Origin of the sequence: Mycobacterium asiaticum, from assembly GCF_001668675.1 — a bacterium.
In the GTDB taxonomy this organism is placed as follows: domain Bacteria; phylum Actinomycetota; class Actinomycetes; order Mycobacteriales; family Mycobacteriaceae; genus Mycobacterium; species Mycobacterium asiaticum_D.
On sequence record NZ_LZKQ01000045.1, the window covers coordinates 32,237 to 57,069 of the forward strand.

Sequence of the window (24,833 nt, forward strand, 5' to 3'; positions counted from 1 at the left end):
GGGGTCCAGCGTGTCTGGCGGTTCACTCGGCGCCACCGCAGAGGTGGAGCCGATCGCTCGGGTGCTGCCGATGCTCTCGGTGCCCCACCTCGATCGGGACTTCGACTATCTGGTGGCGCCGGAGCAGTCCGACGACGCCCAGCCGGGTGTGCGGGTGCGGGTGCGCTTCCACGGCCGGCTGGTCGACGGGTTCGTGCTGGAGCGCCGCAACGACACCGACCACCAGGGCAAGCTCGGCTGGCTCGACCGGGTGGTATCCGCAGAGCCGGTGCTCACGCCGGAAATCCGCCGACTGGTGGAGGCCGTCGCGGCACGCTACGCCGGCACCCGCCCGGACGTATTGCGGCTGGCGGTGCCCCCACGGCACGCCCGGGTGGAAAAAGAGCAGTTCGCGGCGGTGCCGCGGCCGCTGGTGGCGCCCGTGGACCCGGCGGGTTGGGAAACCTACAACCGCGGTGGCCCGTTCCTGGCCGCGCTGGCCGAGTCCCGGGCCGCCCGGGCGGTGTGGCAGGCGCTGCCGGGCGAGCAGTGGGTCGACCGATTTGCCGAGGCGGCCGCGCAGACCGTAGCGGCGGGACGATCGGTCCTGGCGATCGTGCCCGACCAGCGCGACCTGGACACGTTGTCGCACGCGGCCGTCGCTCGGGTGGGCCAGGACAGCGTGGTGGCCCTGTCCGCCGGACTCGGGCCCGCCGCCCGTTACCGGCGGTGGCTGGCGGTGCTGCGGGGCAGCGCGCGGGTGGTCCTCGGTACCCGCAGCGCGGTGTTCGCGCCGGTCAGCGAACTCGGGCTGGTGATGGTCTGGTCCGACGCCGACGACAACCTGGCCGAGCCGCGGGCGCCGTACCCGCACGCCCGCGAGGTGGCGATGCTGCGGGCGCATCAGGCGCGCTGCGCGTCGCTGATCGGCGGCTACGCCCGCACCGCGGAGGCTCAGGCATTGGTGCGCAGCGGGTGGGCGCACGACATTGTCGCGGCCCGGCCGGTGGTGCGGGCCCGGACACCGCGGGTGGTCGCGCTGGATGACAGCGGCTACGCGGACGAGCGCGACCCGGCCGCCCGGACCGCGCGGCTGCCGTCCATCGCGTTGCGCGCCGCGCGATCCGCGCTGGACGGCGGCGCCCCGGTGCTGGTGCAGGTGCCACGTCGGGGATATGTGCCTTCGCTGGCTTGCGCGCGCTGCCGGGCGATCGTCCGCTGCCGGCACTGCACCGGCCCGTTGGCATTGCAGGAGCGGGAAACCAGTGCGGCATGCCGGTGGTGCGGCCGCGTCGACCCGGCGCTGCGCTGCGCGCGGTGCGGATCCGATGCCGTGCGGGCCGTCGTCGTCGGCGCCCGGCGCACCGCCGAAGAGCTCGGTCGGGCCTTCCCCGGCACGCCGGTGGTGACGTCGGCCGGTGACGCCGTCGTCTCGGAGGTACCCGACAAGCCCGCACTGGTGGTGGCCACGCCGGGCGCGGAACCATGCGCGGCACACGGGTACGGGGCGGCGCTGCTGCTGGACACCTGGGCGCTGCTGGGCCGGCAGGATCTGCGCGCGGCCGAGGATGCCCTATGGCGGTGGATGAGCGCGGCCGCGCTGGTGCGCTCCCGGCGTGACGGTGGCGTGGTGACCGTGATCGCCGAATCTTCGCTTCCCACAGTGCAATCGCTGATCCGATGGGACCCGGTCGGTCACGCCGATGGCGAACTCACCGCCCGCGCCGAGGTGGGTTTGCCGCCGAGCGTGCATATCGCAGCCCTCGATGGCCCCGCCGACGCGGTGACCGCGCTCCTGGACGAGGCACGGCTGCCTCACCAGGAGGGATTGGACGCGGAGCTACTGGGCCCGGTGGACCTGCCCCCGGGCGCGCGCCGCCCGGCAGGCACGGCCGCCGATGTCACGGTGATCCGGATGCTGGTGCGGGTTCGTCGCGACCAGGGCCTTCGACTGGCGGCGGCGTTGCGGGCGGCGGTCGGTGTGCTCAGCGCGAGACAAAATCAGGCGCCCGTGCGGGTACAGATCGACCCACTGCACATCGGGTGACCTTGCGCATATCGATACACCTAGGAAACAATCAATGCCTACGATAGTAGAGCGCTATTATGCTTCGCCCCGCTAGCGAAGCTCGGGGAAGGGGGCGCAAATGGTAGCCGAGAACCTGACGACGGCCGACGAGTCGCTCGACATGATCACCGACGCGTTGCTGACCGCCTCGCGGTTGTTGGTCGGCATCTCAGCGCATTCGATTGCCCAGGTCGACGACAGCCTGACCATTCCTCAGTTCCGCACGCTGGTGATCCTGTCCAATCGAGGTCCGATAAATCTGGCCACTCTGGCGACTCTGTTGGGGGTGCAGCCCTCGGCGACCGGCCGGATGGTCGATCGGCTGGTCGGTGCGGGCATGATCGACCGGCTGCCGCACCCCACCTCACGGCGCGAGTTGCTCGCCGCGCTGACCAAGCGCGGCCGCGAGGTGGTCGCGAAGGTGACCGCCTACCGGCGCGCCGAGATCGCTCGCATCGTCGAACAGATGCCGGCGGCCGAACGCCAAGGACTGGTGCGCGCGCTGACGGCGTTCACCACCGCCGGCGGGGAACCCGACGCCCACATCGGACTCGACGAGATATAGGCGCCGGGCCGCGCGCTAGCCCTTCTGGCAGGTGAGCAGCAGGTACTCCCACTCCATCACGCCGTTCGCCAGGTATTCGTCGGCGAGCTCGATGAGTTGGGCGTCCAGCTCCGCGGCCAGCACCGCGTTGCCCCCGATATTCGCGTACGCCTCGATCGTCGGGCCGTAGTTGTTCTTGAAGTAGTCGTGCACGGCCCCGGCGGTGTCGAACCGCGTGACGGCCAGCTGGCCACGCGACGTCGTGACGTCGACCACCCGATCGCCCAGCAGCCCGCCGATATAGGCCTCCCGGCCCCACAGCGCCGAGGGCGGCAGAGCCGAAGACAGGCTGGGCCGGTACGGCCGGATGGTCGCCAGCATGCGGCCGAAGAATCCTTCGTGGGTCCAGCTGATCAGCCCGATGGTCCCGCCCGGCCGGCACACCCGCACCAACTCGTCGGCGGCGCGCTGGTGCTCCGGTGCGAACATCACTCCGATCGCCGAGATCACCGTGTCAAAAGTGTTGGCGCGGAACGGTAGTGCTTGAGCGTTGGCTTCCCGGTACTGCAGGTTCAGACCCTGCTGCGCGGCCCGCGCCGCCGAGCGCTGCAGTAACTCCGGGGTGAGGTCGGTGGAAACGACTCTCGCGCCGGCCGCCGCGGCGGGCAGCGAGATGTTTCCCGAGCCGGCGGCGACGTCGAGCACCCGCACGCCCGGCCCGATGCCCGCCGCGCCGACCAGGACGGGTCCGAGCGGCGCCATCACCTCCTCGGCCATCAGCGCGTAATCGCCGAGCGCCCACATCGCCCGATGTGTGGCGGCGAGCGACTCGTCCGGATGCGTGTCGGTTGCGATTGTCATCGATCCTCCTGAAGGCTAATGTTCTATAGAGAAACAGTATGCATAGGAAACATTGCGGGAACCTGTGAATCTCACCCGCCTAGACTGTGCCGGTGCGCATCGTCTTCGCCGGCACCCCCGAACCCGCGCTGCCCGCGCTGCGTCGTCTCATCGATTCGCCCCGCCACGACGTCATTGCCGTGCTGACCAGGCCCGACGCCGCGTCGGGTCGCCGGGGCAAGCCGGAACCGTCGCCGGTGGCTCGCGAAGCGCTCGAGCGGGGCATCCCGGTGCTGCGTCCGTCGCGCCCCAACTCCCCGGAGTTCGTCGCCGAACTGTCGGAACTGGCACCGCAGTGCTGCGCGGTCGTGGCCTATGGCGCGCTGCTCAGCCGGGAGCTGCTTGCGGTGCCGCCGCACGGGTGGGTCAACCTGCACTTCTCCCTGCTGCCGGCCTGGCGCGGTGCGGCGCCGGTGCAGGCGGCGATCGCCGCGGGGGACGCGATCACCGGCGCCACCACGTTCCAGATCGAGCCGAGCCTGGACTCCGGACCGGTGTACGGGGTGGTCACCGAGACCATCCGGCCGACCGACACCGCCGGTGATCTGCTTGCGCGGCTTGCGGATTCGGGCGCCGCATTGCTGTCCACCACGCTGGACGGCATCGAAGACCGGACGCTGACGCCACGCCCGCAACCGGTCGAAGGGGTGAGCATGGCGCCGAAAATCACCGTCGAGCAGGCCCGGGTGCGTTGGGACCTGCCGGCTCAGGTGGTCGAGCGGCGCATCCGGGCCGTCACGCCGAACCCCGGCGCTTGGACCCTGATCGGGGACCTGCGCGTCAAAATCGGCCCCGTGCAATCAGATTCGTCAGCCGAGCCGCTGCCGCCCGGTGCGATCCGGGCCGACCGCAAACGCGTATGGATCGGCACCGCTTCGGAACCGGTGCGGTTGGGGGAGATTCAGCCGCCCGGTAAGAAACCGATGAACGCCGCTGACTGGGCCCGCGGGGCCCGGCTCGACCCCGCGATCCGGGCGTCATGAGGCCCGGCCAGGACAAGCCGCACCGGAATCGGCCCGACCGCAAACCCTCGCGGCAGGGCCCGCAGAACCGAGCCCGGGGACCCCGCCGCAAGCCGCTGGATCCCGCCCGGCGCGCCGCGTTCGACGCGTTGCGAGCGGTCAGCGAGCGCAACGCCTACGCCAATCTGGTGCTGCCGGCGCTGCTGCGCGAGCGCGGAATCACCGGTCGTGACGCCGCTTTCGCCACCGAACTCACCTACGGCACCTGCCGCGCCCGGGGCCTGCTCGACGCCGTCATCGGCGCTGCCGCCGGGCGGGCGCCAGACACCATCGACCCGGTGCTGCTCGAGCTGCTTCGGCTGGGCAGCTATCAATTGCTGCGCACCCGGGTGGACGCCCACGCCGCGGTATCCACCACCGTCGATCAGGCTGGCATCGAATTCGATTCGGCGCGAGCAGGTTTCGTCAACGGCGTGCTACGCACCATCGCGGGCCGGGACGAGGAATCCTGGGTGACCGAACTGGCGCCCCGCAACGATCCGGTCGGGCACGCGGCGTTCGTGCACGCGCACCCTCGCTGGATCGCCCAGGCCTTCACCGACGCGCTCGGCGCCGCGGCCGGTGAACTGGATGCCGTGCTGGCCAGTGATGACGAACGGCCGCAGGTGCATCTGGCGGCCCGCCCCGGGGTGCTCACCGCCGCGGCGCTGGCCGACGCCGTCGGCGGCACCGTCGGCCGGTACTCGCCGTACGCGGTGTATCTGCCCGGCGGAGACCCGGGCGGGCTGGCGCCGGTCCGGGACGGCCAGGCTCTCGTTCAAGACGAAGGCAGCCAGTTGGTGGCACAAGCCGTGACGCTGGCTCCGGTCGACGGGGATGCCGGCCGCTGGCTTGATCTGTGCGCCGGACCAGGGGGCAAGACCGCGCTGCTGGCGGCCCTGGGGACGCCGGCCGGGGCCACTGTGACCGCGGTGGAGCCGGCACCGCATCGCGCGGATCTGGTGGCCGAGAACACCCGCGGGCTGCCCGTCGAGGTGGTGCGGGTCGACGGGCGCGTCAGCGATCTGGAACCGGGTTTCGACCGGGTGCTGGTCGACGTCCCGTGCACCGGGTTGGGTGCGCTGCGGCGTCGGCCGGAGGCGCGCTGGCGGCGGCAGCCGTCGGACGTGCCCGCGCTGGCCAAGCTACAGCGCGAGCTGCTGGCGGCCGCGATCTCGCTGACCCGGCCAGGCGGCCTGGTGCTGTATGCGACCTGCTCGCCGCACCTGGCCGAGACGGTGGGAGTGGTCGCCGACGCGCTGCGCCGGCACCCGGTGGAAGCACTGGACACCCGGCCGCTGTTCGAGCCGGCCGGGGACCTCGGGGCGGGGCCCTACGTGCAGCTGTGGCCGCACCGACACGGCACCGACGCTATGTTCGCAGCCGCGCTGCGCCGCCAGTAGTGTGTCGCTCATGTCTGGTATGGGGGGACCGCCCCTGATCGCGCCGTCGATGCTGGCAGCGGACTTCGCTCGGCTCGCCGATGAAGCCGCTGCGGTGCGGGGCGCCGACTGGTTGCACGTCGACGTGATGGACGGCCACTTCGTGCCGAACCTGACCATCGGGTTGCCGGTGGTGGAGAGTCTGCTGACGCACACCGACATCCCGGTGGACTGCCACCTGATGATCGAGAATCCGGACCGCTGGGCGCCGCCGTACGCCGAAGCCGGCGCGTACAACGTCACCTTCCATGCCGAGGCCACCGACAACCCGACCGGGGTCGCCCGGGACATCCGGGCCGCGGGGGCCAAGGCCGGGATCAGCGTCAAACCCAAGACGCCGCTGGGCCCGTATCTGGACATCCTGCCGCAGTTCGACACCCTGCTGATCATGTCCGTCGAACCCGGTTTCGGCGGGCAGAGCTTCATCCCGGAGGTGCTCAGCAAGGTGCGCACGGTCCGCAAGATGGTCGATGCGGGGGAGTTGCGCATTCTGGTCGAGATCGACGGCGGCATCAACGAGGACACCATCGAAGCCGCGGCCGAGGCGGGCGTCGACTGCTTCGTGGCGGGGTCGGCGGTCTACGGCGCCGACGATCCGGCCGCCGCGGTCGCAGCCCTGCGGCGTCAAGCCAGTCTGGCGTCCCCCCATCTGCGGGAAGTGAGCGGCTCGTGAGCAGCGTCGAGCAGGTCAAGAGCATCGAAGAAGCCATGCGCCTCGCGATCGAGCACTCCTACCAGGTCAAGGGCACCACTTATCCGAATCCGCCGGTCGGGGCTGTGATCGTCGACCAGGAGGGGCGGGTGGTCGGTGTCGGCGCCACGCAGCCGGCCGGCGGCGACCACGCGGAGGTCATTGCGCTGCGCCGGGCCGGCGGTTTGGCCGCCGGGGGCATCGCGGTGGTCACCATGGAGCCGTGCAACCACTTCGGCAAAACGCCGCCCTGCGTGAACGCGCTCATCGAAGCGCGGGTGGGCACGGTGATCTTCGGAGTCAACGACCCGAACGGCATCGCCGGTGGCGGTGCGGGACGGCTGACGGCGGCGGGGGTACAGGTGCGCTCGGGCATCATGGCCGACCACGTGGCCGCCGGCCCGTTGCGGGAATGGTTGCACAAACAGCGCACCGGACTCCCGCACGTGACCTGGAAATACGCCACCAGCATCGACGGCCGCAGCGCCGCCGCCGACGGATCCAGCCAGTGGATCAGCAGTGAGGCCGCCCGCGCGGATCTGCACCGTCGACGCGCCCTGGCCGACGCGATCATCGTCGGCACGGGCACCGTGCTCGCCGATGATCCGGCTCTCACCGCCCGGCTGCCCGACGGTTCGCTGGCTCCGCAGCAGCCGTTGCGGGTGGTGGTCGGCAAGCGGGAAATACCGCCGGAGGCCAAGGTGCTCAACGACGATTCACGCACGATGGTGATCCGCACCAACGACCCCGTCGAGGTGCTGCGGGCATTGTCCGACCGCACCGATGTGCTGCTGGAAGGCGGCCCGACGCTGGCCGGCGCGTTTCTGCGGGCCGGTGCGATCAACCGGATCCTGGCCTACGTCGCGCCGATCCTGCTGGGCGGTCCGGTGACGGCGGTCGACGACGTCGGCGTGACCAGCATGGCGCACGCGATGCGCTGGCAGTACGACAGCGTCGAGCAGGTCGGCCCGGACCTGCTGCTCAGCCTGGTGGCTCGGTAGCGACAGACGGCTGCGGCTCGGCGACCGGCTGCTCGATGGCTTCCGGTTCCTGCTCGTCCGCGTGCTCGCCGCGGCGGCTGATCAGCAGCCCCAGCAACGCCCCGAGCACACAGATCGCCACGGTGACCGTGAAGATGTCCCCGTACATCCTTTCGAATGCCTGCCGCGACTGGTCACCCTTGAGGGCCGCCACCTCCAACGGTGGCGTGTCGCTGGGGATCTTCGGGAAGCCGGCAAGGATCTGGTTGAACCGATAGAGACCCCACGCGGTCAATGCGGCCACACCGATCAGCATGCCGGTCATGCGCGCCACGACCACCGACGCCGAAGCGATGCCGTGCTGAGCAGCTGGAACCACCCGCAGTGCGGCCGAGGACAGCGGACCGATCACCAATCCCAGCCCCAGGCCGGCCACCAACAGGTCGGTGTGTACCGCGGGCAACGAAAACAGCCCGAAGATGCTGTGCTGCTTGGACATCAGATCGCCTCGCCAGAACGAGATCAGCCAGTATCCCGCGCCGGCGATCAGCAATCCGACAAAGGCCACGATGCGGTCGCCGACGCGGGTGGCGACCCAGCCGCCGAGCAATGCCCCGATCGGTAGGGCGATCAAGAACCACAGCAACAGGCCCGCCGCGCTGATCTGGTCCATCCCGAGCACGCCCTGGCCGAACAACTCCACGTTCACCAGCGTCACCATCAGCGCCGCGCCAGCACAGACCGAGGTACCCAGTGCGGCCAGGAATGGCCGGAAGTGCACCCCGGCCGGTTCGATCAGGCGGGTCTTGGCCCGCCATTCCCAAACGAAAAACAACACTCCCACCACGACCGCGCCGATCACCAACGGGATTCCGTAGCTCGGCAGCACCTGGTGGCCATCGGGATTGGGGTTGTACAACCCGATCACCGCGAGACCCAACGCGAGGGCCAGCAGCAAGCCACCGACCACGTCGACTTTCTGCGGATCAGTGCTGCGATCGTGCGACGGCAGGCTGAAGTGGATCATCACCATCGCGATCAGCGTCAGCGGCACGTTGACCCAGAACACGTCGCGCCAGTCGTGGAACAACCACACGATGAAGATGCCGTAGAGCGGACCCAGCACGCTGCCGAGTTCCTGCGCGGCACCGATACCGCCCAGGACTCCGGCCCGGTTCCGTTCCGCCCACAGGTCGGCGCCCAGCGCCAGCGTGACCGGCAACAAGGCACCGCTGGCGATGCCCTGAATCGTGCGGCCGACGATGAGGATGTAGAACGCCCGGTTGGGATTGGGATCGACCATGTACTCGCCGAACTCCGGATTCCAGTTGCCGAGCGCCACCGACAGCGCGGTCACCACCGAGCCGACGATGAACAAGGCCAGGCTGGCCTGCAAGACGAACTTGCGCCCGAACCGGTCGGAAGCCCGGCCCAGCAGCGGCATCGCCGCGATATAGCCCAACAGATACAGCGTCACGATCCAGGTGATCCGCTGCAGTTGGTTCAGCGGGATGCCGACGCTGTTCATGATGTCGCGCATGATGGTCACCACGACATAGGTGTCGAGGGCCCCCAGCAGCACCGCGAGGCTGCCCGCGGTGATCGCGACTCTGCGTCCTGTTTGCGTGATCATGAGCCCTCCGGCTTCGTGACCTGGACCTGTTGGCCCCAGTTGGACAACGTCATCTGCACCGAATTACCCGGGGTGCGTTCCAGTTTGGCTTGTGCCAGTTGATGATCGCCGTTCTCCTGTATCCACAGCGTGGTCGGGACCGGCCCGCTGGCGCTGAACGGCGGCGCAATCGCATTGACGGCCTCGGCGCTGACCTTTCCGCTGATGCGGATGGTCGGCTGGTTGTTGATGTTGTCGCGACCCTCGCCTTTGGCGTCGGTGAAGTTCGCGAGCACGTTGGCCACACCTTTGTCCTGACTCAGGATCTGCGATGGGTCGTAGATGTCGGACGCCTTGCCGAATGGGGTCCAGTTGTTCGGCGTCAGGGCGGCGTACAGGATCCCGTCGTAGACGACGAAGTCGGCGTCGATATTGGAACCGGCGAATGTGAGCTTGACGTTCCCCTTGGCCGCGGTGGGCTCGGTGTTCAGGTCACCGGACAGCGAGTTGATGGACAGCCCCGGGATCTTCCCGTTCACCGTCAGCACGATGTGCGCGCTCTTCACCGATTTACTGGCTTCGGTGGCCTGCTTGACCAACGTAGTGGGGTCGGGAAGCGGCCCGCCTTTGGCCTTCTTGCTGATCGTGCACCCCGAGACGAGCGTGATGGCGACGCTCAGGACGGCGAGGACGGCTAAGAGTCGTCGGGGGGTTTGCATAAGTTGCATCGTAGAGGGTGAGGATCGACTGCCCTGGGAGCCAGGCAGGTGCAGGGGTGACTCAACAGTCATTAACCTGGTGCGATGTTCACCGGAATTGTCGAGGAACTCGGAGAGGTGACCGGGCGAGATGCGCTGGCCGAAGCCGCGCGACTGATCATCCGCGGTCCCGTCGTCACCGCCGATGCCGGCCATGGCGATTCGATCGCCGTCAACGGGGTGTGCCTGACTGTGGTCGAGGTCCTGTCCGACGGCCGGTTCAGCGCCGACGTGATGGCCGAGACGCTGAACCGCTCCAATCTCGGTGAGTTGCGGCCCGGGAGCCGGGTGAATCTCGAGCGCGCCGCGGCGGTGAACAGCCGCCTGGGCGGGCACATCGTGCAAGGCCATGTGGACGGGACCGGCGAGATCGTGTCCCGTACGCCCTCCGAGCACTGGGAAGTGGTGCGGGTGCGGATGCCGGCCGCGGTCGCCCGCTATGTGGTGGAGAAGGGTTCGATCACCGTCGACGGCATCTCGCTCACCGTGTCCGGGCTGGGCGCCGACCCGTATGACTGGTTCGAGGTGTCCCTGATTCCAACGACGCGCGAGCTGACCACCTTGGGCACCTCGCCGGTCGGTACCCAGGTGAATCTTGAGGTGGACGTGATCGCGAAATACGTCGAGCGGCTGCTGCAGCGCGCCAACGACTCCACCAGCGCCTGACATTCGGCGAAATCACCTGGATGAGTGGTATCGCTCACAATTCGCGTCGGGACGGCCGCGTGCAGGCAGGCTGGTCAGCCACGGGCAATAACTGGGGCCGCGCGGTGGTTCATACTGAATGCAGTAGCGGGTCTCAAAGCAAGGTGACAACGATGACGAGGTTGGACTCCGTCGAACGGGCGGTTGCCGACATTGCGGCGGGCAAGGCCGTCGTCGTCATCGACGACGAGGATCGGGAGAACGAAGGCGATCTGATCTTCGCCGCGGAGAAGGCCACCCCCGAACTCGTCGCGTTCATGGTCCGCTACACCTCGGGTTATCTGTGTGTGCCGCTGTCCGGCGAAATCTGCGACCGGTTGGGCCTGCTGCCGATGTACGCCGTGAACCAGGACAAGCACGGCACCGCTTACACCGTCACGGTAGATGCGAGAAACGGTGTGGGAACGGGGATTTCAGCTTCGGACCGAGCCACCACCATGCGGCTGCTGGCCGACCCGGCAAGTATCGCAGAGGATTTCACCCGCCCGGGCCACGTCGTTCCGTTGCGGGCCAAAGACGGTGGCGTGTTGCGGCGCCCGGGCCACACCGAGGCTGCGGTGGACCTGGCCCGGATGGCCGGACTGCAGCCCGCCGGAGCGATCTGCGAGATCGTCAGCCAAAAAGACGAGGGCTCGATGGCCCAGACCGACGAGCTGCGGGTGTTCGCCGACGAACACCAGCTCGCCCTGATCACCATCGCCGACCTGATCGAGTGGCGGCGCAAACACGAGAAGCACATCCAGCGCATCGCCGAGGCCAGGATCCCGACCCGGCACGGTCAGTTCCGGGCGATCGGCTACGCCAGCATCTACGAGGACGTCGAGCATGTCGCGCTGGTTCGCGGCGATATCGCGGGACCGACCGCCGAGGGTGACGACGTGCTGGTGCGGGTGCACTCGGAATGCCTGACCGGTGACGTGTTCGGCTCACGCCGGTGCGACTGCGGGCCCCAGCTGGATGCGGCGATGGCCATGGTCGCCCGCGAGGGACGCGGCGTGGTGCTCTATATGCGGGGGCACGAAGGCCGTGGCATCGGTCTGATGCACAAACTGCAGGCCTACCAGCTGCAGGACGCCGGCGAGGACACCGTCGATGCCAATCTGAAGCTCGGATTGCCCGCCGATGCAAGGGATTACGGCATCGGGGCGCAGATCCTCGTCGATCTCGGGGTGCGTTCCATGCGGCTGCTGACGAATAATCCCGCCAAGCGCGTCGGGCTGGACGGCTACGGGCTGCACATCATCGAGCGGGTGCCGCTGCCGGTGCGGGCCAACGCCGAGAACATTCGCTACTTGATGACCAAGCGAGACAAGATGGGCCACGACCTGGCCGGTCTGGACGACTTCCACGAGTCTGTGCATCTGCCGGGTGAATTCGGCGGTGCTCTGTGAGCGTGCGCAAATGAGCGCCCAATGAGCGGTGGTGCCGGGGTTCCCGACATGCCAGTGGTGGACGCCTCGGGTGTACGGCTGGCGATCGTGGCCAGCACCTGGCACACCCAGATCTGCGACGCACTGCTGGCCGGTGCCCGCAAGGTGGCCACCGATTCCGGTATCGACAATCCCACGGTGGTGCGGGTGCTCGGTGCCATCGAGATCCCGGTCGTCGCACAGGAGTTGGCCCGCAGCCATGACGCTGTGGTGGCGCTCGGTGTCGTGATTCGCGGTCAGACACCGCATTTCGACTATGTCTGCGACGCCGTGACCCAGGGCCTGACGCGGGTGTCGCTGGATGCTTCCACCCCGGTGGCCAACGGGGTACTGACCACCAACACCGAGGAGCAGGCACTGGATCGCGCCGGGCTGCCCACCTCGGCCGAGGACAAGGGCGCCCAAGCCGCCGCCGCGGCTCTGACCACCGCCCTTACCCTGCGTGAGTTGCGGGCACAATCGTGACGACCGCCCACGAAACCGAGACCTGGGACCTGGTCTGCCGTCCCCGGCTGACGCCGCTGTTCGCTTACGTCGCGGCCGTTGTCATCCTGGCCGCCCACATCGTGGTCGGTCTGATGCTGAAAATCGGATCCACCGGCGTGGTCTTTCAGACGGCCGACCAGGTGGCCATGTGGGTGCTGGGCGTGGTGCTGGCCGGCGCCGTGTTGCTGTTGACCCGCCCGCGGTTGCGGGTCGGGCCGGCCGGAATTTCGGTGCGAAACCTGTTGGGAGACAGGCTGGTTCGGTGGCCAGACTTGGTCGGCGTGTCCTTCCCCGCCGGTAGCCGCTGGGCCAGGATCGACCTGCCCGACGACGAGTACATCCCGGTGATGGCGATCCAGGCGGTGGACAAGGAGCGTGCGGTCGACGCGATGGACGCCGTCCGCGAGCAGTTGGCGCGCGATCGACCTGACTTACCTACCCGCTGATGCATCGGCTCCGCCGGACTGGGGCGGCCGCCGTCCTGCTGGTCAGCGGCGTGCTGGTGGGTGCCTGCAGCCAACCACGTCCGGCGGCGCGTGACCTGCTATTGCAGGACGGAGCGCAAACACCGCGACCCGGGCGCCGGCGAAGTGGCGTGGCGGGCGTTCAGCGAAGTCTCCGGCCGTTGCCCATTTTTCTGACGGTCCGGCCCGACCACTAGCCTGGTTACGTGCCAGATCCCGCTTCATACCGTCCCGCGCCCGGGTCCATCCCGGTCGAGCCGGGCGTGTACCGGTTCCGGGATACGCATGGCCGCGTCATCTATGTCGGCAAGGCCAAGAGCCTGCGCAGCCGCCTGACGTCGTACTTCGCCGACATCTCGAGCCTGCATCCACGGACCCGGCAGATGGTGACCACCGCCGCCAAGGTGGAGTGGACGGTGGTCAACACCGAGGTCGAGGCGCTGCAGCTGGAGTACAACTGGATCAAGGAATTCGATCCGCGCTTCAACGTCCGTTACCGCGACGACAAGTCGTACCCGGTGCTGGCGGTCACCCTCAACGAAGAATTCCCCCGGCTCATGGTGTATCGCGGGCCGCGGCGTAAGGGAGTGCGGTATTTCGGGCCCTACTCGCACGCCTGGGCGATCCGGGAGACGCTGGACCTGCTCACCCGGGTGTTCCCCGCGCGCACCTGTTCGGCCGGAGTGTTCAAGCGGCACAACCAGATCGACCGTCCCTGCCTGCTGGGTTACATCGACAAGTGCTCGGCGCCCTGTGTGGGCCGGGTGAGCGCGGACCAACACCGGCAGATCGTGATGGACTTCTGCGACTTCCTGTCCGGCAAGACCGACCGGTACGCCCGCGAACTGGAACAGCAGATGCACGCGGCCTCCGATCAACTCGACTTCGAGCGCGCGGCCCGGCTGCGCGACGACCTGGGCGCGCTCAAGCGAGCCATGGAGAAGCAGGCCGTGGTGTTCGGCGACGGCACCGACGCCGACGTGGTGGCCTTCGCCGATGACGAGCTGGAGGCCGCGGTGCAGGTCTTCCACGTCCGCGGCGGCCGGGTTCGAGGTCAGCGCGGCTGGATCGTGGAGAAATCCGCCGACCCCGGCGATACCGGGGCCGAGCAGTTGGTCGAGCAGTTCCTCACCCAGTTCTACGGGGAGCAGGCCGAATTGGGCGGCGCGGCAGACGAATCGGTCAACCCGGTGCCGCGCGACGTGCTGGTGCCGTGCCTGCCGTCCAATCACGACGAGCTGGCCAGCTGGCTGTCCGGGCTGCGCGGCGCCAAGGTCTCACTGCGGGTGCCGCGCCGTGGCGACAAGCGTGCGCTGGCCGAGACCGTGCAACGCAACGCCAAAGAGGCACTGCAGCAACACAAGTTGAAGCGTGCCGGCGACTTCAACGCCAGATCGGCTGCCCTGCAGAACATCCAGGAAGCGCTGGGCTTGGCCGAGGCCCCGCTGCGTATCGAGTGTGTCGACATCAGCCATGTGCAGGGCACCGACGTCGTCGGCTCCCTGGTGGTCTTCGAGGACGGCCTGCCACGCAAGTCGGACTACCGGCACTTCGGCATCCGGGAGGCCGCGGGCCAGGGGCGCTCGGACGACGTGGCCTCGATCGCCGAAGTCACCCGGCGCCGGTTCTGGCGGCACCTCAACGAGCAGAAGGGCCCTAATCTGCTGACCGCAGAGGGTAAGTCGCGCCGGTTCGCTTATCCGCCCAACCTGTACGTCGTCGACGGCGGGGCGCCGCAGGTCAACGCGGCCAGCGCGGTGCTGGAAGAGTTGGGCATCACCGACGTCGCGGTGATCGGGCTGGCCAAGCGGCTGGAAGAGATCTGGGTGCCCTCGGAGCCGGACCCGATCATCATGCCGCGCAACAGCGAAGGTCTCTACCTGCTGCAGCGGGTCCGCGACGAGGCGCACCGGTTCGCGATCGCCTACCATCGCAGCAAACGATCCAAGCGGATGACGGCATCGGCGCTGGACTCCGTGCCCGGATTGGGCGAGCACCGCCGCAAGGCACTGGTCACCCACTTCGGGTCGATTGCCCGCCTCAAGGAGGCAACCGTCGACCAGATCACCGCCGTACCCGGTATCGGCGTGGCAACCGCAACCGCCGTCCTGGAGGCCCTTGCACCGACACCGCAACCGGACCCAGCGGGAGCCGAGGAATGACGAACGAGGACGTCCCGGCCGGCATCGACGTCGTCCTGGTGACCGGTCTGTCCGGTGCCGGACGCGGTACCGCCGCCAAGGTGCTCGAGGACCTCGGTTGGTATGTGGCCGACAACCTGCCGCCCCAATTGATCACGCGCATGGTCGATTTCGGGTTGGCGGCGGGCTCGCGGATCACCCAGCTCGCGGTGGTGATGGATGTGCGGTCACGCGGGTTCACCGGAGATCTGGACGAGGTGCGCAACGAACTTGCCACCCGCAACATCCGGCCTCGCGTGGTGTTCATGGAGGCATCCGACGACATGCTGGTGCGCCGCTACGAACAGAACCGGCGCAGCCACCCGCTACAGGGCGAGCAGACCCTGGCCGAAGGCATCGCGGCCGAACGCCGGATGCTCGCCCAGGTGCGGGCCACCGCGGACCTGATCATCGACACCTCGACCCTGTCGGTGCGGGGGCTTCGGGAAAGCATCGAGCGGGCCTTCGGCAGCACCGGCGGCGCGACCACCAGCGTCACCGTCGAGTCGTTCGGGTTCAAGTACGGGCTGCCGATGGACGCCGACATGGTGATGGACGTCCGCTTCCTGCCCAACCCGCACTGGGTCGACGAACTGCGGCCGCTGACCGGCCAGCACGGGCCGGTGCGCGACTATGTCCTGCGCCAGCCCGGCGCGGCCGAGTTCCTCGAGACCTACCATCGATTGCTGTCGCTGGTGGTCGAGGGCTACCGGCGGGAGGGGAAGCGGTATATGACGGTCGCCATCGGGTGCACCGGGGGTAAGCACCGCAGCGTGGCGATCGCGGAAGCATTGATGGCGCTGCTGCGATCCGATCCCCAGCTGACGGTCCGGGCACTGCACCGGGATCTGGGTCGCGAATGAGCTCCCCGGTAAGCCAGAGCATCGTCGCGCTGGGCGGCGGACACGGCCTGTACGCGACGCTGTCGGCCGCCCGCCGGTTGACGCCCTACGTCACTGCGGTCGTGACGGTCGCCGACGACGGCGGCTCATCGGGCCGGTTGCGCAGCGAATTGGACGTGGTGCCGCCCGGAGATCTGCGGATGGCGTTGGCGGCGTTGGCATCCGACAGTCCGTACGGGCGGTTGTGGGCGACGATCCTGCAGCACCGCTTCGGTGGCAACGGCGCCCTGGCCGGGCATCCGATCGGCAACCTGCTGCTGGCGGGCCTGTCCGAGGTGCTGGCCGATCCGGTCGCTGCCCTGGACGAGATCGGACGCATCCTCGGCGTCAAGGGCCGGGTGCTGCCGATGTGCCCGATCGCGTTGCAGATCGAGGCCGACGTCTCCGGTCTAGAGTCGGATCCGCGGATGTTCCGGCTGATCCGCGGCCAGGTGGCCATCGCGTCCACCCCCGGCAAAGTGCGGCGGGTGCGGCTGCTGCCGGCCGACCCACCGGCCACCCGGCAGGCCGTCGACGCGATCCTGTCCGCCGACCTGGTGGTCCTGGGTCCCGGCTCGTGGTTCACCAGCGTGATTCCCCACGTCCTGGTACCCGGACTGGTCGAGGCGCTGCGGGCCACCGCCGCCCGCAAGGCGCTGGTGCTCAATCTGGTGGCCGAACCGGGGGAGACGGCGGGTTTCTCGGTCGAACGCCATCTGCACGTGCTGGCCCAGCACGCCCCGGGGTTCGCCGTCGACGACATCATCATCGACGCCGAACGGGTGCCCAGTGATCGGGAACGGGACCAACTGCGGCGCACCGCAACCCTGCTACAGGCCGAGGTCCACTTCGCCGATGTGGCCCGACCTGGTACACCTTTACATGACCCGGGCAAGCTGGCGGCAGTCCTGGAGGCGGTGCGGGTGCGCGGCGGCAGCCCGGCGGTGCCCCCGGTCACTGCCACCGGAGAGATGCCGATCGACGGTGGGCGTCAAGAGACTGGCGTGCAGGGAGCGGGCGGCAACGGACCGAGGGGTGACGACGCGTGGCGATGACGACCGAAGTCAAGGACGAGCTGAGCCGTCTGGTAGTCAAGTCGGTCAGCGCGCGACGCGCGGAAGTCACCTCCCTGCTGAGGTTCGCCGGCGGATTGCACATCGTGGCCGGCCGCGTGGTCGTCGAGGCTGAGGTGGATCTCGGCAGCATCGCGCGTCGGCTGCGCAAGGACATCTTCGACCTGTATGGCTACAACGCGGTGGTGCATGTGTTGTCGGCCAGCGGGATTCGCAAGAACACCCGTTACGTGCTGCGGGTCGCCAGCGACGGTGAGGCGCTGGCACGTCAGACCGGGCTGCTCGACATGCGCGGCCGTCCGGTGCGCGGGCTGCCGGCCCAGGTCGTCGGCGGCAGCATCGCCGACGCCGAGGCCGCCTGGCGCGGAGCATTTCTGGCACACGGCTCGTTGACCGAACCGGGTCGCTCCTCGGCGCTGGAAGTCAGCTGCCCGGGGCCGGAGGCCGCGCTCGCGCTGGTCGGTGCCGCACGTCGGCTCGGCGTCAGCGCCAAGGCCCGCGAAGTGCGGGGCGCCGACCGCGTGGTGGTGCGCGACGGCGAGGCGATCGGTGCCCTCCTGACCAGGATGGGCGCTCAGGACACCCGGTTGATCTGGGAGGAGCGCCGGCTGCGCCGCGAGGTCCGGGCCACCGCCAATCGGCTGGCGAATTTCGACGACGCCAACCTGCGCCGTTCGGCCCGCGCGGCGGTGGCCGCGGCGGCACGGGTGGAGCGGGCGCTGGAGATTCTGGGCGACACCGTTCCCGAGCATCTGGCCTCGGCCGGCCGGCTGCGGGTCGAGCACCGGCAGGCATCGCTCGAGGAACTCGGCCGACTGGCCGATCCGCCGATGACGAAAGACGCTGTGGCGGGCCGCATTCGCCGACTGCTGTCAATGGCCGACCGCAAGGCGAAGGTCGACGGCATCCCCGACACGGAGTCGGCGGTGACTCCGGACCTGCTCGAGGACGCCTGAGTTTCGCCCGCTGCGGGGTCGCGAGCCGAACCTGGCTGCGATTTCGGGTGCCTGATTTCGCCGTGTCGTTCGACTCGCGGCCAAGACTGGGTGGCTTCGCCGGGTGGACGAGCGCTACGGTCGGGGGATGAAACGGCTCTCGAGTGTTGACGCGGCGTTTTGGTCGGCCGAAACCGCAGGCTGGCATATGCACGTCGGTGCGCTGGCGATTTGCGATCCCAGCGACGCGCCCGACTACAGCTTCCAGCGACTGCGTGAATTGCTGATCGAGCGGCTACCGGAGATCCCGCAACTGCGCTGGAAGGTCACCGGGGCGCCGCTCGGCCTGGACCGGCCGTGGTTCGTCGAGGACGACGAACTCGACATCGACTTCCACGTCCGCCGCATCGGTGTGCCGGCTCCCGGCGGCCGGCGCGAGGTCGACGAACTCGTCGGCCGGCTGATGTCCTACAAGCTGGACCGCTCCCGGCCGCTGTGGGAACTGTGGGTCATCGAGGGCGTCAAAGGCGGACGCGTCGCCACCCTGACCAAGATGCACCACGCCATCGTCGATGGTGTCTCCGGTGCCGGGCTGGGTGAGATCCTGCTGGACATCACGCCCGAACCGCGGCCGCCCCAGAAGGAAACGGTCGGCTTCGTCGGGTTCACCATCCCGGGGCTCGAGCGGCGCGCGCTCGGCGCCCTGATCAACGTCGGCATCATGACCCCGTTCCGCATCGCCCGGTTGTTGGAACAGACGGTGCGGCAGCAGATCGCGGCGCTGGGCGTCACCAGGCCGTCGCGTTATTTCGACGCCCCCAAGACCCGGTTCAACGCGCCGGTGTCGCCGCACCGGCGGATCACCGGCACCCGCGTCGAGCTGGAGCGGGCCAAAAAGGTCAAGGACGCCTTCGGGGTCAAGCTCAACGACGTGGTGCTGGCGCTGGTGGCCGGTGCGGCTCGCGAATACCTGGAAAAGCACGACGAACTGCCCTACAAGCCGCTGATCGCGCAGATTCCGGTGTCCACCCGCACCGATGACAACCAATCGGATGTCGGCAACCAGATCAGCTCGATGACGGCGTCACTGGCGACCGACATCGACGACCCGGCCGAACGGCTGCGGGCGATTCACAAGAGCACGCAGAACGCGAAGGAAATGGCCAAGGCCCTCTCGGCGCACCAGATCATGGGGCTCACCGAGACGACGCCGCCCGGGCTGCTGCAACTGGCCGCCCGCGCGTACACCGCCAGCGGCCTGTCGCGCAACCTGGCACCGATCAACCTGGTCGTCTCCAACGTGCCCGGTCCGCCGATGCCGCTGTATATGGCCGGCGCCAAACTCGAATCGCTGGTGCCGCTCGGACCGCCGGTGATGGACGTCGCCCTGAACATCACCTGCTTCTCCTACCAGGGATACCTGGATTTCGGGTTTGTCACGACACCGGAAGTGGCCAACGACATCGACGAGATGGCCAAGGCGATCGAGCCCGCGCTGGCCGAGCTGGAGCGCGCGGCCGAGAAGTTGGACGACTAACCGACCTGACCGTTGGCTGACGGCGGATTCGTCACGTACACCCAGGACAGAAATCGGGCGACCGCGTCGGCGGCCTTGTGCGCCCGCGGCGAGCCGAAGATGTCGAATGCGTGCTGGGCGTTGGGCAACTCGGCGTAGGCCACCGGCGATTTCGATACCGCGCGCAGCTCCTCGACGAACTCCTGTGCCTCTTGGACCGGGATCAGTGAGTCGTCGGTCCCATGTAGGACGAAAAACGGTGGCGCGTCGGGCTTCACATAGCGGATCGGTGACGCGTCGACATAGATGTCGCGGTGCGTGCTGAATTTCTTTTTGACAACCAGCTTTTCGAGGATCTCGACGAATGCCGCGCGCCCCGGCGCGTCGGTGGAGAACCAGTCGTAGCGGCCGTAGAACGGCACCGCCGCCACCACCGATGTGTCGGCATCCTCGAAGCCGGGCTGGAACTTGGGGTCGTTCTCGGTCAGCGCCGCCAGCGCGGTCAGGTGACCGCCGGCCGAACCCCCGCTGATCGCAACGAAATTCGGGTCCCCGCCGTAGGCCGCGATGTTCTCCTTGACCCAGGCGAGCGCCCGCTTGACGTCCACGATGTGGTCGGGCCAGGTGTGCACCGGCGACACCCGGTAGTTCATCGACACGCACACCCAGCCCCGCGATACCAGTTGCGACATCAGGGGATAGGCCTGCGGGCGGCGCCATCCGATCATCCAGGCGCCGCCCGGCACCTGCAGCAGGACCGGTGCCTTGCCGTCGCGCTCCAGGTCGCGGCGCCGCCAGATGTCCGCCAGATTGGACCGCCCGTGCGGGCCGTAGCGGACGATGTTCTCCTTGTCGACGAACCGGCGTCGCGCCATGGTGGTGCGCAACGGCGGATTGCGCCGGCCGGTCTGAGTGGGTTGTGTCGGCAGGGCGGCGAGCTCTTCGGCGTAGTCGGGACCCAGCTGATCGGAAAGGGCGGCTTCCAGGACCGGCCCCGGGGTGACCAGTCCGCGGTACCCGATCACTCCGAGCATCGCCCAGGACGCGGCCGTCAGTGCCAGCGCCACTTTGCCTTTGGGCCCGGCGAAATCCCCGCGCCGGCCACGCCGCAGCGCGTCCAGCGCCGAGGCGGCGCCGTAGATCAGCGGCACTTCCGATGCCGGCCAGCCGAACCAGAACACCGTGGGGGAGGCGTACGGGTTACGGGTGAGTGGCCGTAATCCGTTGGCGGCGTTGACAACCTCTACCGCGGCGCGGGTCAGCGGCCGGGGCCGACGCAGTTCGCGCAATACCCGTCGGACGTTCATGAACCACTCACCCGGGCTTTCAGCTCGTTGCGCAGGATCTTGCCGGTGCTGCCGCGGGGCAGCTCGTCTAGCACCGTGATCGAGCGGGGGACCTTGTAGTTGGCGAGGTTTTCGCGGACGTGCTGCTTCAACGTTTCCTCGGTGGCCGAGGCGCCGGATTCCAGCACCACGAACGCTGCCAATCGTTGACCGTACTGCTCGTCGTCGACACCGATCACCGACGCCTCGGCAACCTCGGGATGACTCGCGAGGGTCTTCTCCACTTCGATCGGATAGATGTTCTCCCCGCCGGAGACGATCATCTCGTCGTCCCGGCCGACCACGAACAGTCGGCCGTTCTCGTCGAGGTAGCCGACATCCCCGGACGACATGAAACCGGCGTGGAAATCCTTTGTCTTGCCGGATGTATACCCGTCGAACTGCGTGTCGTTACGGACATAGATCGTGCCGACCTCGCCGGTTGGCAGTTCGTTGAAATCCGAGTCCAGGATGCGGACTTCGGTTCCGCCCGCAGGACGGCCGGCGGTGTCGGGGGCCGCACGCAGATCCTCGGGCGTGGCCGTCGCAATCATGCCGGCCTCGGTGGCGTTGTAGTTGTTGTAGATGACATCGCCGAACTGATCCATGAAGGCGATCACCACGTCCGGCCGCATCCGCGACCCCGAGGCGGCGGCGAACCGCAATGACCTTCCGCTGTAACGGTTGCGGACCTCGTCGGGCAGCTCCATGATTCGGTCGAACATCACCGGCACCACCGCAAGGCCGGTGGCCTGGTGACGGTCGATGAGCTCCAGCGTCGCTTCCGGGTCGAACTTGCGCCGGGTCACGATCGTGCACGCCATCGACGCGGCGAAGATCAACTGCGAGAACCCCCACGCGTGGAACATGGGCGCCACAATCACGACGGTCTCCTCGGTGCGCCACGGGGTGCGGTCCAGGATCGCCTTCAGCGTGCCCAGCCCGGCGCCGCCGCCAGACTGCTTGGCGCCCTTGGGGCTTCCGGTAGTGCCGGAGGTGAGCAGGATCATCTTGCCCTTGTTGCCGGTGCGCTCGGGACGCTGCCCGGCATGATCGGCGATGAGCTTCTCCACCGTCAGGCCTTGCGGCTCGTCGGCCCAGGCCAGAATGCGGGTGGCGTCGGACCGGTCGGTCATCGCGCGGTCGACCGTCGCGGTGAATTCCTCGTCGTAGATGACCGCGTCGACGCCTTCGCGGTTGACCACATCGGCCATCGCCGGACCGGCGAAGGACGTGTTGAGCAGCACCACATCGGAGCCGATGCGGTTGGAGGCCACCAGCGATTCGACAAAGCCGCGGTGGTTGCGGCACATGATGCCAATGACTTTCGGTTGCCCGGTCGGCAACTTCTGCAGGGCCGTGGCCAGTGCGTTGATTCGTTCGTCCAGCTGCCGCCAAGTCAGGGTGCCGAGCTCGTCTATCAAGGCCGGACGGTCCGGGCAGCGTTGGGCTGCTCCGGCGAAACCGACCGTCATCGCCATTCCCTCGCGGCGCATCGCCGCGGCCATCTTGACGTAGCGGTCGGGCCGCATGGGTGCGATCACCCGGGCGCGCCGGAACGTGTCGATGATGCCGAGGGCTTGTTCGAATCGAGATGCCATGGCTCAGCCCAGGATCGGGAATCGACGCTTGGCGGCCAGCTTGTTCAGCCCCTCCTGCATGACCGACCGCACGTGCTCGTCGACCTCGTCGACGTCGGGGTTTTCGCCGAATTGCGCTTTGATGTCGATCGGTTCCAGCACCTGCATCACGATCTTGGCGGGCAGCGGGAGGTTGGGCGGTATCGCGGCGCTGAACCCGAACGGGAACCCGAACGACAGGGGCAGGATGTCGCTGCGCACCAGTCGTTTCAGGCCCAGCCGCTGGGCCAGCCAGGTGCCGCGACTCAGGTACAGCTGGGTCTCCTGGCCGCCGATGCCCACCAGCGGCACGATCGGCACACCCGCTTCGATCGCGGTTCGCACGTACCCCTTGCGGCCGTTGAAATCAATGGTGTTCTCGGCAGTGGTGGGCCGATAGGCGTCGTAGTCACCGCCGGGGAAGACGACGACCACGCCCCCGGACCGCAGCGCCTGCGCGGCGTTCTCACGATTGGCCCGGATGTAGCCGGTCTTGCGGAAGAAGTCACCGGTAACACCCATGAAGAGGATGTCGTGGCTCAGCGTCAGGACGGGGCGGTCGAAGCCGAACTTGTCATAGAAGCCCATGCTGAAGATCGGGACGTCCATCGGGAACTGGCCGCCGGAGTGATTTGCCACCACCAGCGCTCCGCCGTCGGGAAACGAGTCCAGGCCGTGCACCTCGGCGCGGAAGTACGTCTTGAGGATGGGCCGCATCACGCTGATCAGGCGCTGGGTCAACCCAGGGTCGAACTTGCCGATGTCTCCGACGTCCAGGCTGTCGCTCTCGCTCACTGAGGCTCCCTCGGGCTATCCTCGCGGCCCCCTTGCCGTCGAGTCCCTAGATGGTAGCGACCAGCGTTTGCTCGGCGTAACAAAGGCGGCACCGAGCAAAGGCCTCCCATTGTTGCGCACGGGGGAGCACAGTTGGGGCAGCACAGCGAAGAAGGGACACGGGAATGACCGGAGTCGGCGCTCCACCCATTTCGGTGATCGTTCGGCGGATCGACAAATGTCGCGACCAGCTCATCGATGAGTTGTTCGAGAAGATGCGAGTGGAAATCCAGGGGCTCGACTACGACGCGCGGATGACTGATCTGTGGCGGGCGAGCCTCACCGAGAACTTCATCGCAGCCATCAACTATCTGGATCGGGATGCGCCCACGGCCCTGCTGGAGGCACCGCCGGCGGCGTTGGCATACGCTCGCGCGGCCGCGCAGCGCGACGTCCCCCTGGCGCCGCTGGTGCGCGCCCATCGGCTGGGGCTCGCCGCGTTCCTGGAGGTGGCGATGCGGCACGCGTCGGCGCTGGAGCCCGCGCAGCAAGCGCCCACGATCATCGAGCTGGTCAACCGCTCCGGTCGCCTTACCGACTTGGTTGCCGACCAGTTGATCGCAGCCTACGAGGCAGAACACGATCTTTGGCTGAGCCGCCGCGGCGGGCTGCAACAGCAATGGATCGGCGAATTGCTCGCCGGTGCGCCGGTTGACGTTTCGCGCGCCGAGCGGGCGTTGCGTTATCGGTTGGACGTCCGGCACATCGCCGCGGTGGCGTGGGTGCCGCCCACGGTGCCTGGGGCCGAGGTCGTGGCGTTGTTCGACGGGGTTCGCTCGCTGATCACCGGGGAACTCGGGTCGGCGGTGGATTCATTGATGGTGCCGACCGACGAGCATGAAGCCAGGCTCTGGTTTGCGCCGGGCCGACCGCTCGACGCCGCGCGGCTGCGTTTTGCGCTCGCGTCGGCGAAGCTTCCGGTGCGCCTGGCGTTCGGTCGGGTTGAGCAGGGGCTGCACGGCTTCCGTGCATCGATGGAGCAGGCCCAGCGAGCCAAGACGGTGGCCGTCGCCGGATGCGATCGGTTCGGCGACCGGGTCGTCTTCTACCGCGATCTCGTCCCAATAACCTTGATGGCCAACGATCTAGAGGAACTCCGCCGTTACGTCGGCGATGTCTTGAACGGCCTTGCCGTCGACGACGAGCGCGGCGAATGGTTACGTGAGACGCTGCGGCAGTTCCTGTCCCTGAATCGCAGCTACGTTGCCACCGCCCAGGCGATGACGCTGCACCGCAACACGATTCAGTACCGTGTCGGGCAGGCAATGGAATTGTCCGGACAGAGCTTCGACGACCCGGACGCGGTGTTCAGGGTGCAGGTGGCGCTAGAGGTGTGCCGGTGGATGGCTCCGGGGGTGCTGCGCGCGGCCAGGTAGCCGCAGTTTTGTGCCGCGCGCACGAACGCGAGCC

At 68.3% G+C, this 24,833-nt stretch carries 22 protein-coding genes; 16 read left to right on the forward strand and 6 right to left on the reverse strand.

Translation table 11 applies throughout. The annotated features are described in order from the left end of the window. The first annotated feature begins 70 nt into the window (after positions 1–70). Both A9X01_RS04085 and A9X01_RS04090 read left to right on the forward strand, forming a co-directional pair. Positions 71–2,026 (forward strand): primosomal protein N', encoded by a 1,956-nt coding sequence (locus tag A9X01_RS04085; RefSeq protein ID WP_065119445.1) that lies wholly within the window; start codon positions 71–73, stop codon positions 2,024–2,026. Between the two features lie 100 nt (positions 2,027–2,126). Continuing rightward, positions 2,127–2,612: a MarR family transcriptional regulator gene (locus A9X01_RS04090; protein ID WP_065119409.1), complete on the forward strand. Its 486-nt coding sequence runs from the start codon at positions 2,127–2,129 to the stop codon at positions 2,610–2,612. A gap of 15 nt (positions 2,613–2,627) precedes the next feature. Here A9X01_RS04090 and A9X01_RS04095 read toward each other — a convergent pair whose 3' ends face one another. Next, positions 2,628–3,452, reverse strand: coding sequence for a class I SAM-dependent methyltransferase (locus tag A9X01_RS04095; protein ID WP_065119410.1), 825 nt, complete (start codon positions 3,450–3,452; stop codon positions 2,628–2,630). Between the two features lie 92 nt (positions 3,453–3,544). Here A9X01_RS04095 and fmt point away from each other — a divergent pair, with 92 nt between their 5' ends. From fmt to ribD, 4 genes are read left to right on the forward strand one after another with little or no spacing between them, the layout of a single operon-like run. Next, positions 3,545–4,474: a methionyl-tRNA formyltransferase gene (fmt, locus tag A9X01_RS04100; RefSeq protein ID WP_065119446.1), complete on the forward strand. Its 930-nt coding sequence runs from the start codon at positions 3,545–3,547 to the stop codon at positions 4,472–4,474. Next, positions 4,471–5,895, forward strand: a complete 1,425-nt coding sequence (locus A9X01_RS04105) for an RsmB/NOP family class I SAM-dependent RNA methyltransferase (protein WP_065119411.1) — start codon at positions 4,471–4,473, stop codon at positions 5,893–5,895. The genes fmt and A9X01_RS04105 overlap by 4 nt, the downstream gene beginning before the upstream one ends. 1 nt (position 5,896) lies before the next feature. Continuing rightward, positions 5,897–6,607 carry a ribulose-phosphate 3-epimerase gene (rpe, locus tag A9X01_RS04110; protein ID WP_099051023.1) on the forward strand — a complete coding sequence of 237 codons (711 nt, stop codon included), beginning with the start codon at positions 5,897–5,899 and terminating at the stop codon, positions 6,605–6,607. Beyond that, positions 6,604–7,626 (forward strand): bifunctional diaminohydroxyphosphoribosylaminopyrimidine deaminase/5-amino-6-(5-phosphoribosylamino)uracil reductase RibD, encoded by a 1,023-nt coding sequence (gene ribD, locus A9X01_RS04115; protein WP_301336920.1) that lies wholly within the window; start codon positions 6,604–6,606, stop codon positions 7,624–7,626. The genes rpe and ribD overlap by 4 nt, the downstream gene beginning before the upstream one ends. Here ribD and A9X01_RS04120 read toward each other — a convergent pair. Together A9X01_RS04120 and A9X01_RS04125 are read right to left on the reverse strand one after the other, a co-directional pair. Next, positions 7,607–9,238: an MFS transporter gene (locus A9X01_RS04120; protein WP_065119412.1), complete on the reverse strand. Its 1,632-nt coding sequence runs from the start codon at positions 9,236–9,238 to the stop codon at positions 7,607–7,609. The genes ribD and A9X01_RS04120 overlap by 20 nt on opposite strands. Next, on the reverse strand, positions 9,235–9,945 hold the full coding sequence (locus A9X01_RS04125; protein ID WP_301336921.1) for an LppX_LprAFG lipoprotein: 711 nt from the start codon (positions 9,943–9,945) through the stop codon (positions 9,235–9,237). The genes A9X01_RS04120 and A9X01_RS04125 overlap by 4 nt, the downstream gene beginning before the upstream one ends. Positions 9,946–10,020: 75 nt before the next feature. Between A9X01_RS04125 and A9X01_RS04130 the strand changes: the two genes are divergently transcribed. The 9 genes from A9X01_RS04130 (at position 10,021) to A9X01_RS04170 (ending at position 19,666) form a co-directional block, all read left to right on the forward strand. Next, the gene (locus A9X01_RS04130) at positions 10,021–10,641 is read left to right on the forward strand and encodes a riboflavin synthase (RefSeq protein ID WP_065119414.1); all 621 of its coding nucleotides are present in this window, start codon (positions 10,021–10,023) and stop codon (positions 10,639–10,641) included. Between the two features lie 152 nt (positions 10,642–10,793). Then, a complete protein-coding gene (locus A9X01_RS04135; protein ID WP_065119415.1) occupies positions 10,794–12,071 on the forward strand; it encodes a bifunctional 3,4-dihydroxy-2-butanone-4-phosphate synthase/GTP cyclohydrolase II in 1,278 nt (425 codons plus the stop codon). A gap of 21 nt (positions 12,072–12,092) precedes the next feature. Continuing rightward, positions 12,093–12,575: a 6,7-dimethyl-8-ribityllumazine synthase gene (ribH, locus tag A9X01_RS04140; protein WP_065119416.1), complete on the forward strand. Its 483-nt coding sequence runs from the start codon at positions 12,093–12,095 to the stop codon at positions 12,573–12,575. Next, a complete protein-coding gene (locus A9X01_RS04145; protein WP_065119417.1) occupies positions 12,572–13,042 on the forward strand; it encodes a PH domain-containing protein in 471 nt (156 codons plus the stop codon). Before ribH ends, A9X01_RS04145 begins: the two co-directional genes overlap by 4 nt. Positions 13,043–13,266: 224 nt before the next feature. Beyond that, positions 13,267–15,222, forward strand: a complete 1,956-nt coding sequence (gene uvrC / locus A9X01_RS04150) for an excinuclease ABC subunit UvrC (RefSeq protein ID WP_065119418.1) — start codon at positions 13,267–13,269, stop codon at positions 15,220–15,222. Continuing rightward, entirely contained in the window at positions 15,219–16,103 is an 885-nt protein-coding gene (gene rapZ / locus A9X01_RS04155; protein ID WP_065119419.1) for an RNase adapter RapZ, read from the forward strand. Before uvrC ends, rapZ begins: the two co-directional genes overlap by 4 nt. Then, a complete protein-coding gene (locus A9X01_RS04160) occupies positions 16,100–17,176 on the forward strand; it encodes a YvcK family protein (protein ID WP_065119420.1) in 1,077 nt (358 codons plus the stop codon). The genes rapZ and A9X01_RS04160 overlap by 4 nt, the downstream gene beginning before the upstream one ends. Continuing rightward, a complete protein-coding gene (gene whiA, locus A9X01_RS04165) occupies positions 17,173–18,150 on the forward strand; it encodes a DNA-binding protein WhiA (protein ID WP_080696807.1) in 978 nt (325 codons plus the stop codon). The genes A9X01_RS04160 and whiA overlap by 4 nt, the downstream gene beginning before the upstream one ends. Before the next feature lie 127 nt (positions 18,151–18,277). Next, the gene (locus A9X01_RS04170) at positions 18,278–19,666 is read left to right on the forward strand and encodes a WS/DGAT/MGAT family O-acyltransferase (protein ID WP_065119448.1); all 1,389 of its coding nucleotides are present in this window, start codon (positions 18,278–18,280) and stop codon (positions 19,664–19,666) included. Here A9X01_RS04170 and A9X01_RS04175 read toward each other — a convergent pair. Genes A9X01_RS04175 through A9X01_RS04185 form a run of 3 tightly spaced genes read right to left on the reverse strand, consistent with a single transcriptional unit; the run spans position 19,663 to position 23,306 of the window. Beyond that, the gene (locus tag A9X01_RS04175) at positions 19,663–20,952 is read right to left on the reverse strand and encodes an alpha/beta hydrolase (protein ID WP_065119421.1); all 1,290 of its coding nucleotides are present in this window, start codon (positions 20,950–20,952) and stop codon (positions 19,663–19,665) included. The genes A9X01_RS04170 and A9X01_RS04175 overlap by 4 nt on opposite strands. Further along, complete coding sequence (gene fadD12, locus A9X01_RS04180; protein ID WP_065119422.1) at positions 20,949–22,571, reverse strand: acyl-CoA ligase FadD12; 1,623 nt, start codon at positions 22,569–22,571, stop codon at positions 20,949–20,951. The genes A9X01_RS04175 and fadD12 overlap by 4 nt, the downstream gene beginning before the upstream one ends. Before the next feature lie 3 nt (positions 22,572–22,574). Continuing rightward, complete coding sequence (locus A9X01_RS04185; RefSeq protein WP_155771922.1) at positions 22,575–23,306, reverse strand: 1-acyl-sn-glycerol-3-phosphate acyltransferase; 732 nt, start codon at positions 23,304–23,306, stop codon at positions 22,575–22,577. A gap of 242 nt (positions 23,307–23,548) precedes the next feature. On the opposite strand from A9X01_RS04185, the gene A9X01_RS04190 reads away from it, so the two are divergent. After that, on the forward strand, positions 23,549–24,799 hold the full coding sequence (locus A9X01_RS04190) for a PucR family transcriptional regulator (protein ID WP_065119424.1): 1,251 nt from the start codon (positions 23,549–23,551) through the stop codon (positions 24,797–24,799). Positions 24,800–24,833: the final 34 nt, after the last annotated feature.

Coding starts and splice junctions, on each gene's coding strand:
- ribH (WP_065119416.1), top strand. CDS start 12,093: ATGAGCGGTGGTGCCGGGGTTCCCGACATGCCAGTGGTGGACGCCTCG.
- A9X01_RS04085 (WP_065119445.1), top strand. CDS start 71: ATGCTCTCGGTGCCCCACCTCGATCGGGACTTCGACTATCTGGTGGCG.
- A9X01_RS04120 (WP_065119412.1), bottom strand. CDS start 9,238: ATGATCACGCAAACAGGACGCAGAGTCGCGATCACCGCGGGCAGCCTC.
- A9X01_RS04125 (WP_301336921.1), bottom strand. CDS start 9,945: ATGCAACTTATGCAAACCCCCCGACGACTCTTAGCCGTCCTCGCCGTC.
- A9X01_RS04175 (WP_065119421.1), bottom strand. CDS start 20,952: ATGAACGTCCGACGGGTATTGCGCGAACTGCGTCGGCCCCGGCCGCTG.
- A9X01_RS04130 (WP_065119414.1), top strand. CDS start 10,021: ATGTTCACCGGAATTGTCGAGGAACTCGGAGAGGTGACCGGGCGAGAT.
- A9X01_RS04135 (WP_065119415.1), top strand. CDS start 10,794: ATGACGAGGTTGGACTCCGTCGAACGGGCGGTTGCCGACATTGCGGCG.
- A9X01_RS04105 (WP_065119411.1), top strand. CDS start 4,471: ATGAGGCCCGGCCAGGACAAGCCGCACCGGAATCGGCCCGACCGCAAA.
- A9X01_RS04185 (WP_155771922.1), bottom strand. CDS start 23,306: ATGCGGCCCATCCTCAAGACGTACTTCCGCGCCGAGGTGCACGGCCTG.
- A9X01_RS04095 (WP_065119410.1), bottom strand. CDS start 3,452: ATGACAATCGCAACCGACACGCATCCGGACGAGTCGCTCGCCGCCACA.
- A9X01_RS04170 (WP_065119448.1), top strand. CDS start 18,278: ATGAAACGGCTCTCGAGTGTTGACGCGGCGTTTTGGTCGGCCGAAACC.
- rapZ (WP_065119419.1), top strand. CDS start 15,219: ATGACGAACGAGGACGTCCCGGCCGGCATCGACGTCGTCCTGGTGACC.
- fadD12 (WP_065119422.1), bottom strand. CDS start 22,571: ATGGCATCTCGATTCGAACAAGCCCTCGGCATCATCGACACGTTCCGG.
- whiA (WP_080696807.1), top strand. CDS start 17,173: ATGACGACCGAAGTCAAGGACGAGCTGAGCCGTCTGGTAGTCAAGTCG.
- A9X01_RS04190 (WP_065119424.1), top strand. CDS start 23,549: ATGACCGGAGTCGGCGCTCCACCCATTTCGGTGATCGTTCGGCGGATC.
- A9X01_RS04090 (WP_065119409.1), top strand. CDS start 2,127: ATGGTAGCCGAGAACCTGACGACGGCCGACGAGTCGCTCGACATGATC.
- A9X01_RS04160 (WP_065119420.1), top strand. CDS start 16,100: ATGAGCTCCCCGGTAAGCCAGAGCATCGTCGCGCTGGGCGGCGGACAC.